Annotated in this window: 13 protein-coding genes; 5 read left to right on the top strand and 8 right to left on the bottom strand. The window is 42.5% G+C overall.

Translation table 11 applies throughout. The features are described from left to right. Positions 1-153 precede the first annotated feature (153 nt). From AB1I63_09345 to AB1I63_09325, 5 genes are all read left to right on the top strand, one after another. Positions 154-879: a metal ABC transporter ATP-binding protein gene (locus tag AB1I63_09345; protein ID MEW4355036.1), complete on the top strand. Its 726-nt coding sequence runs from the start codon at positions 154-156 to the stop codon at positions 877-879. Next, positions 876-1,727: a metal ABC transporter permease gene (locus AB1I63_09340; GenBank protein ID MEW4355035.1), complete on the top strand. Its 852-nt coding sequence runs from the start codon at positions 876-878 to the stop codon at positions 1,725-1,727. The genes AB1I63_09345 and AB1I63_09340 overlap by 4 nt, the downstream gene beginning before the upstream one ends. A 10-nt stretch (positions 1,728-1,737) precedes the next feature. Continuing rightward, positions 1,738-2,664 carry a metal ABC transporter substrate-binding protein gene (locus AB1I63_09335; GenBank protein MEW4355034.1) on the top strand — a complete coding sequence of 309 codons (927 nt, stop codon included), beginning with the start codon at positions 1,738-1,740 and terminating at the stop codon, positions 2,662-2,664. 62 nt (positions 2,665-2,726) lie between these two features. Further along, positions 2,727-3,218 (top strand): thiol peroxidase, encoded by a 492-nt coding sequence (tpx, locus tag AB1I63_09330; GenBank protein ID MEW4355033.1) that lies wholly within the window; start codon positions 2,727-2,729, stop codon positions 3,216-3,218. A gap of 202 nt (positions 3,219-3,420) precedes the next feature. Further along, positions 3,421-4,071 (top strand): metal-dependent transcriptional regulator, encoded by a 651-nt coding sequence (locus AB1I63_09325; GenBank protein MEW4355032.1) that lies wholly within the window; start codon positions 3,421-3,423, stop codon positions 4,069-4,071. Between the two features lie 147 nt (positions 4,072-4,218). Here AB1I63_09325 and AB1I63_09320 read toward each other — a convergent pair whose 3' ends face one another. The 8 genes from AB1I63_09320 to rnpA form a co-directional block, all read right to left on the bottom strand. After that, positions 4,219-4,698, bottom strand: a complete 480-nt coding sequence (locus AB1I63_09320) for an NUDIX domain-containing protein (protein ID MEW4355031.1) — start codon at positions 4,696-4,698, stop codon at positions 4,219-4,221. A gap of 58 nt (positions 4,699-4,756) precedes the next feature. Continuing rightward, complete coding sequence (gene groL / locus AB1I63_09315; GenBank protein MEW4355030.1) at positions 4,757-6,379, bottom strand: chaperonin GroEL; 1,623 nt, start codon at positions 6,377-6,379, stop codon at positions 4,757-4,759. 16 nt (positions 6,380-6,395) lie between these two features. Further along, positions 6,396-6,680 (bottom strand): co-chaperone GroES, encoded by a 285-nt coding sequence (gene groES / locus AB1I63_09310; GenBank protein ID MEW4355029.1) that lies wholly within the window; start codon positions 6,678-6,680, stop codon positions 6,396-6,398. A 176-nt stretch (positions 6,681-6,856) separates the two neighbouring features. Further along, positions 6,857-8,317 (bottom strand): glutamate--tRNA ligase, encoded by a 1,461-nt coding sequence (gene gltX / locus AB1I63_09305; GenBank protein MEW4355028.1) that lies wholly within the window; start codon positions 8,315-8,317, stop codon positions 6,857-6,859. A 67-nt stretch (positions 8,318-8,384) separates the two neighbouring features. Further along, entirely contained in the window at positions 8,385-9,014 is a 630-nt protein-coding gene (locus tag AB1I63_09300; protein ID MEW4355027.1) for an HI_0552 family protein, read from the bottom strand. A gap of 53 nt (positions 9,015-9,067) precedes the next feature. Then, on the bottom strand, positions 9,068-10,087 hold the full coding sequence (jag, locus tag AB1I63_09295; protein MEW4355026.1) for an RNA-binding cell elongation regulator Jag/EloR: 1,020 nt from the start codon (positions 10,085-10,087) through the stop codon (positions 9,068-9,070). 15 nt (positions 10,088-10,102) lie between these two features. Next, positions 10,103-10,918, bottom strand: a complete 816-nt coding sequence (locus tag AB1I63_09290; GenBank protein MEW4355025.1) for a membrane protein insertase YidC — start codon at positions 10,916-10,918, stop codon at positions 10,103-10,105. Beyond that, positions 10,902-11,261: a ribonuclease P protein component gene (gene rnpA, locus AB1I63_09285; GenBank protein MEW4355024.1), complete on the bottom strand. Its 360-nt coding sequence runs from the start codon at positions 11,259-11,261 to the stop codon at positions 10,902-10,904. Before rnpA ends, AB1I63_09290 begins: the two co-directional genes overlap by 17 nt. Between the last annotated feature and the right edge of the window lie 98 nt (positions 11,262-11,359).

The following is an 11,359-nucleotide window of genomic DNA, read 5'->3' as shown; positions in this document are numbered from 1 at the left end:
TACATGATAGCAGAAAACACAAGAATTTGCAGGCTTTTAAATGAATTTTACCTCATTTTTAAAGAAAAAGGAGAAAATGCTTACATTTTTTCAAAAATTAACTTGACTTAATTTTTAAATTAAGCTATATTAATTCTATGCGAGGTATGAATGATGATTGAAATAGAACGTTTAAGTGTCAGCTATCACCAAGTGCTAGCCTTGGACACGATTCACTTAAACATCCAAGGACCAACCATTACAGGTATTCTAGGACCAAACGGGGCAGGCAAATCTACCCTCTTAAAAGCTATGCTTCAGATTATTGACCACGAGGGAAAGACCATTTTGGATGGCAAGGATATTCGAAAACAACGCGGCAAAATCGCCTATGTCGAGCAAAAAGCAGCGATTGACTTCACTTTTCCGATTACGGTCAAGGAGTGCGTGTCGCTAGGACTCTATCCTAAAATCCAGTTTTTCGAGCGACTCAAAGCAAAGCATTGGGAAAAAGTCGCACATGCCCTTGATTTGGTTGGACTAAAGGATTATGCTGACCGACAAATCAGCGAACTTTCTGGCGGACAGTTCCAGCGTGTCTTGATTGCTCGTTGTTTGGTTCAGGAGGCTGACTATATCTTTCTTGATGAGCCCTTTGTCGGGATTGACTCTGTCAGTGAAGAAATCATCATGACGACGCTTAGACAACTCAAAGCAGCAGGCAAGACCATCCTCATCGTCCATCATGACCTCAACAAGGTCAAGCACTATTTTGACCAAGTGCTATTGCTAAATCGCCAACTCATCGCCATTGGAGAGACGAATGTCACCTTTACCAAGGAAAACCTAGAGGCTACTTATGGCAATCAACTGATCGTGATGGAGGAGCATACAAAATGATTCAAGAATTTATTGAAGGATTGCAAAGTTTTCACTTTCTGCAAAATGCTGTCGTGACAGCCATTGTGATTGGAATTGTCGCTGGAGCAGTGGGATGTTTTATTATCTTACGGGGCTTGTCCCTCATGGGAGATGCAATTTCCCATGCGGTGCTCCCAGGCGTTGCCCTTTCTTATATCTTAGGCATTAACTTTTTTATCGGTGCGATTGCCTTCGGGCTTCTGGCATCGGTGATGATTACCTACATCAAAGGAAATAGTATCATCAAGAGTGATACCGCTATCGGGATTACCTTCTCAGCCTTTCTGGCGCTGGGGGTCATCCTGATTGGAGTTGCAAATAGCTCAACCGATTTATTCCATATTTTATTTGGAAATATTCTGGCGGTACAAGATATGGATAAATGGATTACGATTGGCGTTGCAGCCGTTGTACTCCTCCTCATTTTCCTCTTCTTCAAGCCACTCTTGATTACCTCCTTTGATCCCTTACTTGCAAAATCCATGGGAATGCCTGTTAATGCATATCACTACCTTCTCATGATTTTGCTGACTTTGGTTTCAGTCACTGCCATGCAAAGTGTCGGAACCATCCTCATTGTTGCCATGCTGATTACCCCAGCCGCTACTGCCTATCTCTACGCCAATAGCTTAAAAACAATGATTTTCCTATCCTCCACCTTGGGAGCCCTTGCTTCTATCGTTGGACTTTTTATCGGATATAGTTTTAATATTGCCGCAGGATCCAGTATCGTCTTGACATCAGCCACTTTCTTTTTGATTAGCTTTCTCTTTGCCCCAAAGCAAGGCATCTTGATGCGCTATGTCAAAAAGTCGTCTCATTCATAAGGAGCACTTGATGAAAAAACTCTCAATCCTTGCCCTAGCATTCCTTGCAATCCTTGGGCTTACTGCCTGCTCAACCAGCAGCAAAAAAGCTGACAACGGGAAATTACAAGTTGTCACAACCAACTCTATCCTTGCTGATATAACCAAAAATATCGCAGGTGACAAGATTGATCTTCACAGTATTGTCCCAGTTGGGCAAGATCCGCACGAATACGAACCTCTGCCTGAAGATGTGAAAAAGATATCGAAAGCTGACCTCATCTTCTACAACGGCATTAACCTTGAAACCGGCGGCAATGCTTGGTTTACCAAATTGGTCAAAAATGCCAACAAGGTAGAAAACAAGGACTATTTTGCTGTCAGCGACGGCGTTGAAGTCATCTACCTTGAAGGGGAAGATGAAAAAGGCAAGGAAGACCCACACGCTTGGCTCAATCTTGAAAATGGGATGATTTATGCCCAAAATATTGCAAAACAATTAATTGCTAAAGATCCAAAAAACAAGGAAACTTACGAGAAAAACCTAGCTACCTACCTCGAAAAACTTAGTACACTAGATAAAGAAGCCAAAGAAAAATTCAACAACATTCCTGCTGAGAAGAAAATGATTGTCACCAGCGAAGGCTGTTTCAAATATTTCTCCAAAGCCTATCAGGTTCCATCTGCCTACATCTGGGAAATTAACACCGAAGAAGAGGGAACACCTGATCAGATCAAGAATTTAGTTGAAAAACTCCGTCAGACTAAAGTTCCATCCCTCTTTGTTGAAAGTAGTGTCGATGACCGTCCAATGAAGACCGTCTCAAAAGACACCAATATCCCGATTTACGCGAAAATCTTCACCGATTCTGTCGCTGAAGAAGGCGAAGACGGAGACAGTTACTATGCCATGATGAAATGGAATTTGGATAAAATTGCTGAAGGATTGGCAAAATAAAAACAAATCATTCGCAATGTTGCAAAAATTTTCCTACAATAGAAAGAAAAAAGGAGTATTTTATGGCAACATTTCTCGGACAACCCGTGACTTTTGAAACGAAACAACTACAAGTCGGTGATACCGCACTTGACTTTACCCTTATCAACCCAGAATTGGAAAAAATTTCTTTATCTGACTTTTCTGGCAAGAAAAAGGTCCTCAGCATTGTGCCTTCGATTGACACTGGCATTTGCTCCACACAGACTCGTCGTTTTAATCAAGAATTATCAGCTAGAGAGGACGCTGTGGTGATTACTATTTCTATGGATTTGCCTTTTGCTCAAAAACGCTGGTGTGGTGCTGCAGGCTTAGACAAGGCTGTGCTACTATCCGATTATTTCGACCATTCTTTTGGAGAGGCTTATGGTCTATTGATGAATGAATGGCATCTTTTAGCACGCGCTATTCTCGTGCTAGATGAAACAAACAAGATTGGCTATGTCGAATATCTGGACAATATCAATTCAGAACCCGACTATGAGGCTGCACTTTCCGCCCTCAACCAACTCTAGAGGTTGAGACAAAAGTCCCCGATTTCGTTACATTTTATAGTTCTAACAGTTTGACGCAGTAGATGTCGGGTTTGTAAAACATTGATAAATCAATATTCTACAAACCACATCAACCTTGCGGGGGCGGGACTACAAAATCGATTTCTGCGAAATCCCGATTTTTGTCCCACTCCCAGAGAATCCCAAAAAGGAAGAGAGACAGATGACCCCAAACAAAGAAGACTACCTAAAATGTATCTATGAGATTAGCGTGCATACCAAAAAGATTACCAATAAGGAAATCGCTACCCGTATGCAAGTATCTCCTCCTGCTGTGACTGAAATGGTCAAACGCATGATTGAAGAAGGCTTGATTGAAAAAGACAGCAAGGCAGGCTATCTCTTGACCGATTTAGGACTAGGCTTAGTGTCTGACCTCTACCGCAAACATCGCTTGATTGAAGTCTTTCTGCTAGATAAACTCGGCTACACGACCGATCAAATCCACGATGAAGCAGAAGTTTTGGAGCACACCATCTCAGATCTCTTTGTCGAGCGCCTCAATCACTTTCTTGACTATCCTGCCATGTGCCCACACGGGGGAACGATTCCTGAAAAAGGGGCGATTTTGGTGGAAAAAAATGCACTCACCCTTGATGCAGCGCGTGAGGTGGGGATGTATCAATTAACACGGGTTCACGATGAATTCGAACTGCTCCAATATCTGGAAAAGCAGGATTTAAAACTCGGAGACACGATTCATTTGACCCAATACGACCCCTTTACGCAACTCTACTCCATTGAAACAGGAGAAAAAGAACTCCAAATCAGCAGCAGCATTGCTAAGCAACTCTATGTCGATAAAATCAGCTAAAATAAAAACTTGATGTGACCTATTTCACATCAAGCTTTTTATAGTTGTTTAGTTTTGATTTAGTACGAAGCAACGAGTCGCAGGCATAACTTAGGTTAAGCAAGGCGAGGTAACGACGTAATAAATGGAAACTAAATGACTATATCATCAACGCCTCAAAGGATAAGTGCCTAAAAAATAATCCTCTATTATAGCTCTACTATGCGGACCCTCGAGCGTCAAAACCTCAATCTCTTCCTGTGAGAAAAAGCGCAACTCCAAGCTCTCTTCTGTCTTCACACGTTCAATCCCTGTCAGATCTTGTTTTGCTGCCACTTCATAAATCAAGCCAACTGCCTGTGCCTCATCACCATTAGGATAGGAAACCTGACAATTCGTATAAGCTCCTAGAAAACGGACTGGCTCTACCTCAAGCGTTGTTTCTTCCTTAAATTCCCGCAGCAATGTCTCCACAGCATACTCTCCGAGCTCCATACATCCGCCTGGAAAATCCCAGACTTCTTTATCTGCCCGTTTTTGCAGTAAAATCCGTCCAAACTCGTCTGGCAAAATACCTGCGGCAAAGTTAAGAAAAATCTTTTCATGCCCAACTTTCGAACGAATAAAATTTACATAATCCATTTTCAATCCTTCTTTCTTATACTCAAAAAATCTCGCAGAAAATTTTCTACGAGATTTTCATTTCTTACATCATGCCACCCATCATGCTTGGATCCATTGCTGGAGCTGGGGCAGCTGGTTCTGGTTTGTTTGCGACAACAGCTTCTGTGGTCAAGATGAGACTTGCAACGCTGGCTGCATTTTGAAGGGCAGAACGAGTCACCTTCACAGGGTCAATGATTCCTGCTTCAATCATGTTAACCCACTCACCGGTTGCAGCATTGAAACCTGTACCTGCTTCTGAGTTTTTCAAGCGATCAATAACGATAGAACCTTCAAATCCTGCATTAAGCGCGATTTGGCGAACTGGCTCTTCCAAGGCACGAAGAACAATATTTCGTCCTGTCGCTTCGTCACCTTCTACTTCAAGACTTGCCACAGCATCAATGACATTGACAAATGCTGTTCCACCACCGGCAACAATACCTTCTTCAACGGCTGCACGAGTAGCATTAAGGGCATCTTCGATACGGAGTTTCATTTCTTTCAACTCTGTCTCTGTCGCTGCTCCGACCTTGATGACAGCTACACCACCTGACAATTTCGCCAAGCGTTCTTGCAATTTCTCACGGTCAAAGTCAGAAGTTGTTGTTTCGATTTGTGCCTTGATAATACCGATACGGTTCTTAATAGCTGTGGCGTCACCCGCACCTTCAACAATAACAGTTGTATCCTTATCCACGCTGACTTTAGAAGCTTGACCAAGGGCTTCAATAGTCGCATCTTTCAACTCAAGACCAAGGTCATCTGTAATAACAGTACCACCAGTCAAAATCGCGATGTCTTCAAGCATCGCCTTACGACGGTCACCAAATCCTGGTGCTTTCACAGCAACAACGTTGAAGGTTCCACGAATCTTGTTCAAGACAAGAGTAGGAAGCGCTTCACCATCCACATCATCTGCGATAATCAAAAGCGGACGACTGCTTTGAAGAATGCTCTCTAACAACGGCAAGATTTCTTGAATATTTGAAATCTTCTTATCGGTAATCAAAATGTATGGATTATCAAGGTCAGCCACCATTTTCTCATTGTCTGTCACCATATACTGAGAGAGGTAACCACGGTCAAATTGCATACCTTCTACAACCTCAAGCTCTGTCTCCATCCCTTTAGACTCTTCGATCGTGATAACACCATCTTTGCCAACTTTTTCCATAGCTTCACTGATGTATTCACCAACTTTTTCACTGCGTGAAGACACAGCTGCTACTTGGGCGATAGCTTCTTTATTAGCCACAGGCACAGAAGTCGCTTTAAGTGCCTCAACAGCTGCGCTTACTGCTGCTTCAATCCCACGACGGATTCCGATTGGATTTGCCCCTGCGGTTACATTTTTAATCCCTTCACGGACAATGGCTTGGGTCAAAACAGTTGCTGTTGTAGTTCCGTCACCTGCAATATCATTGGTTTTAGAAGCAACTTCTGACACCAATTTAGCACCCATATTTTCAAAGTGGTCTTCTAGTTCGATTTCTTTGGCAATCGTTACACCGTCATTGGTGATCAAAGGTGAGCCAAAAGCTTTTTCAAGCACTACATTGCGTCCTTTTGGACCCAAGGTTACTTTTACTGTATCTGCTAAAATATCCACTCCACGCACCATGCTTGTGCGGGCATCTGATGAAAATTTAATCTCTTTTGCCATATTTTTAAGCCTCTCCTTACTCTACAATTGCTAAAATTTCTGCTTCACGGACAAGCAAGACTTTCGCATCACCGTCTTTGACCTCAATCCCTGCATGGTCTTCCAGAACGACTTTATCACCAGCCTTCACGCTTGATGGGACTAATTCGCCTGTAAGAGTACGGATTCCTTGTCCGACTGCAAGGACTTCAGCGACCTTGGTCGCCTCACGGTTATTGCCCGCAAGGACAAAGCCACCAACCGTTTGTTCTTCTTTTTCTTCTACTTTTACGACCACATGATCGTTCAATGGTTTGAGCATATCTTACCTCCAAGGATTTGTTTAGCACTCTTTCTATTCGAGTGCTAATTTCTATGTTTTTATTATATCATTTGGTCAAAAATAGTCAAGGGAATTCGCTTGCTTTTTTAGAAAATCCGTCCCAAGACTGAAGCTACATGAAAAGCCTAGAACGGAGTCCTAGACTTTTCAAATGATTATTTTGTAATTTCTTTCAGCATATTGTCCAAATGCTGGATTGATTTTTCACGGCCAAGTAGATAAATGGTATCTGGTAATTCTGGCCCGTGCATTTCACCTGACACGGCGATGCGGATTGGCATGAAGAGGTTTTTGCCTTTGATACCAGTTTCTTTCTGAACCGCCTTGATTTGTGGGAAGATGTTTTCAGACTTGAAGTCTTCTTCCGTCATGGCTTCTAATTTTTCCTTGAAAGCGGTGAGAACAGTTGGCACGGTCTCTCCTGCCATGACTTCTTCTTCAGCTTCAGTCAGAGCTGGGAAATCTTCAAAGAAGAGGTCGGTCAAAGGCACGATTTCATCGACTGCTTTCATTTGTGGTTTGTAAAGTTCCACTAATTTTTCAGCCTTATCTGTCAAACGACCAGCTTCAGCCAAGAATGGTTTTGCCATTTCAAAAATCGTTTCAAAATCGGCATTCTTGATGTACTCATTGCTCATCCAGTCGAGCTTCTTCTGGTCAAAGGCTGCTGGTGATTTGCTGAGACGATGTTCATCAAATAACTCAATCAATTCCTCACGATAGAAGATTTCATGCTCACCACCAGGGTTCCAGCCAAGAAGGGCAATAAAGTTAAAGACTGCTTCTGGCAGATAGCCTTTCTTGCGGTAATCTTCGATAAATTGGAGCGTGTTGGTGTCACGTTTGGACAATTTCTTACCAGTTTCAGAGTTGATAATCAAGGTCATGTGACCGAACTCTGGCGCTTCCCAACCAAGGGCTTCATAGACCATGAGCTGTTTAGGAGTATTGGCAATGTGGTCATCCCCACGGATAACGTGAGAAATTTCCATTAGATGGTCATCGATGACCACGGCAAAGTTGTAGGTTGGATAGCCGTCTTTTTTCTGGATAACCCAGTCGCCACCGATATTGCCACCTTCAAACTCAATCTCACCCTTGACCATATCGTTCCACTTGTAGATGCCCTCTTCATTGACCGCCAGACGAACTGTCGGAATGATACCTGCTGCCTCACGCTCAGCAATATAAGCTGCTTTTTCTTCGTCTGACATGCCAAGGTACTCATTAATATAGCGCGGTGTTTCACCAGCTGCTTCTTGGCGCTCACGCTCAGCTGCCAATTCTTCTTCTGTCACATAGGACTTGTATGCCAAACCTTTTTCTAACAATTCATTAACATACTCTTGATAGATGTCAAGGCGCTCTGACTGGCGGTACTTTTCGTGAGTTTCTGGACTTTCGTCCCAATCAATTCCCAACCAGCGGAGGTTCTCCAATTGCGAACGCTCACCGTCTTCCACATGGCGCTTGCGGTCAGTATCTTCAATCCGAATCAAAAACGTTCCGCCATGATGACGAGCATAAAGGTAGTTAAAGAGCGCTGTCCGCGCATTTCCGATGTGTAAAAGTCCAGTTGGACTTGGTGCATAACGCACACGAATGGCTTTTGTCATGTTTCTCTCCTGTATTTTTCAATCTTTCTCATTATATCATAGTTCCAGAATTTTTTTAAGTATCTGCTTAGGATTTCTGGCGAGTCAACTGATAAAATGGCTCTAAACAGTGATAAGCGTCTGATAAATCCTGCAAAACCATTTTCATATCTTCTCGATCTTTCAGCGCTATATCTTGTCTCAATAAGACTTTTCGAACCTCTCCTTTTTGGACGAGGTCAATCAAGCTGAGGCGATTTTCTTGCGTTGCTTCCCACATGTTGCTCTCATTTGCCTCTTGCACCACATAGTAGCTAGGAGGTGACAAGGGGCTAGCTAATACACGATTTTGCTTGCTTAAACTATCTTCGTCTTTTTTTCGCTCTAAAAAGCTCACTTCCAGAGAAACACCAAAATCCTCAGTCTTCCCATACAAACGCAGGGCAAACATCGGCTCGCTTTCCTCTCCTTCAGCCTGAAAATAGGTCCAAAAATGCGGTCGTAGGATTTGTGCTTGATTCATCCATTGGCTGGTTGATAATATAGTCAACTGAGGCTGACTCGCTTGAAAGGCTTTGGACAATTCTTGAAACTCTTTTCTAGCTGCTTGTCCTTTTGCCTTTAGTTCCTCCATATAAGCCGCCATAGCACCTGCTTTTTGAGGCCTAGTATATTTCTCACCTTGATGAGCTAAAAAGGCTTCTAATGCCTGAAACATCCTTTCTCCTCTCTATAAAAGACAAACTGAGAAGACATTCTTCTCAGTTACTCTTAATCTTCGTCAATATCGACCACTACATAACGGTTTGGCTCATCGCCTTCAGAATAGCTCGTTACACCATCCATGCGAGAGACAATTCGGTGAATGATCTTGCGTTCATTATTAGACATCGGATCTGTCTTTTGGCTACGACGTTCTTCCAAAACCCGATCCGCTAATTTCTGCGCATAACTCTGCAACACTTCCGCTCGATGCTCTACATAATCATTTACATTGATGGAAATGTAGAAACTCTTGGTGTATTGATTGTAGAGATAATTTTGTGCCAAGAGCTGAAGAGCTTTTAAAACCTTGCCATGATAGCCAATAATTCGTCCTGGCTCATTGGTATCAATCTGCATATTGATGCTACGACGATTGTGCTCGCTACTAATCATAGCCTCCACATCCATCTCATCGACAATGGTCTGCACATAAGCCGTCACTGTCTCTACAACATCTTCAATATCCACTTCATCGACTTCTTCCACTTCAAGACCTAAGTCCTCAAAAGACTCTTCTCTTTCAGGCTTTTCTCTTCGCTTTTCAATAGCACGCTCAAAGGAAATCACATTGGTATCTTCGAGATTAACAGGCTCAGTTGCTTCCTCTTTTTCAATCAAAAGATCTAGCGTCCCTGTTTCTTCCAAAATCGTTGTCGGCTCTTTTTCATGTTTCAGAATCTCTTCTTTCACTTCGTCTGAAACTTCTTCGCCCTCTTCTTCGATTTTTTTGATGGCTTCAACCACGCGCCCTAAATCAACCGTTGCTTCGCTCACGCTCTTGACCGGCTCGTTTTGGGCGTTAATCTCTTCTGGAACCCCTTTTACTGCCTTTTGGTTGGCTTTAGCAACTGTGATTTCACTAATTGGTTCCACATCCACTTGGGCATCTTTTTTACCAAATAAGCCTAAAAAGCCCTTTTTCTCACGAGAGATGACTTTGATATGCGCCTTCATTCGTGGAATATCTAATTCACGCAAGCCATTCTGGATGGCCTCTTCGACACTCGCTCCTGTAAATACTACCATAGCAAGAGTCCTCCTTTACTTTTTCTTTTTCTGTGCCTTTTTCATCGCACGTTTTTTCTTGGCTACTAATTCCTTCTCAGCCGCCTCCTTGGCTTGTCTCTCCTCAATCATCTTAAAAGGATTGCTTAAAATCAAGGTCTGAAAGACTTGATAGGCATTTGATGTACTCCAATAGAGAGCTACCCCACTTGCTACCTGTAAGGTGAAGATAAAGATGATGATTGGCATGATAACCATCATTCCTGTGGTAAGACCATTCTTTTCGACCAATCCTTTATTGCTAAGCCAAGTGCTTAAAAAGGTAAAGCCAGCTGCTAAAACAGGAAGAATAAAGTAGGGATCTTTTTCTGCTAAATTGAGCCATAAGAAATGCCCCTGCTGCAAGAACTCCACTCTTGTTAACGCATTGAACAAGGCCAAAAGAACAGGCATTTGAATCAAAATCGGCCACATAGCAGCGGAAGGTTTCACCCCTTCTTCCTTAAATAAACGCTGGCGCTCCTCCTCTAGCCGTGTCCGACTTTCCATATCTCGCCCTGGATATTTCTCTTGAAGAGCACGCATTTGTGGCTGAATTTCCTGCATTTTCCGCGAAGCATTGATTTGCAACTGAAAAACTGGCAAGAGAATCGTCCGAATGACCAAGGTAAAGAGAATAATCCCAATTCCGGTACTACCATTAAAGGATAACATTCGAATCATTTCCGCAAAGAAATAGACAAATTTCCCCCAAACGCCCGGTGTACTTGCTGTGATGTCACTGGTTCCACAAGCTGTTAAAACCACAAGGGAACTTAGGGAAAGCAACAGCAGGCTACTTTTCTTTTTCACAATCATAACCTTCCTGATAGATTTTTGCTATTTTTAATACATGGAGTAGATTCTTTTCTAACTCTTGGTAGGTCAGAACTTCTGCGCCTTTGCGTGCGATAATTACAAAATCAAGCGCTTTCACATTGATTTGATGCGCCATTAAAATATGACGAATCCTGCGCTTAATCTGATTTCGCACCACAGCATTGCCTAATTTTTTACTCACTGACAATCCTGCCCGAAAATGTTTGTGATGATTTTCCAATTTATAAACAACAAACTTCCGATTTGCGAAGTTTTGTCCTTCCTTGAAAATCGCATTGAAATCTTTTTCTCTCTTGACGCGATAGCTTTTCTTCAAAACTCAACTCCATCTACCAAAATTAACTCTATTATACCATATTTTTTCAAAAAACCAATAACAGCAAGGTTTTTCCTACCCAAAAGTAAAAAAGCTAG

This window comes from Streptococcus pneumoniae (assembly GCA_040719455.1).
Classification (GTDB): domain Bacteria; phylum Bacillota; class Bacilli; order Lactobacillales; family Streptococcaceae; genus Streptococcus; species Streptococcus pneumoniae_G.
This window is presented reverse-complemented; position numbering and strand designations above follow the sequence as displayed.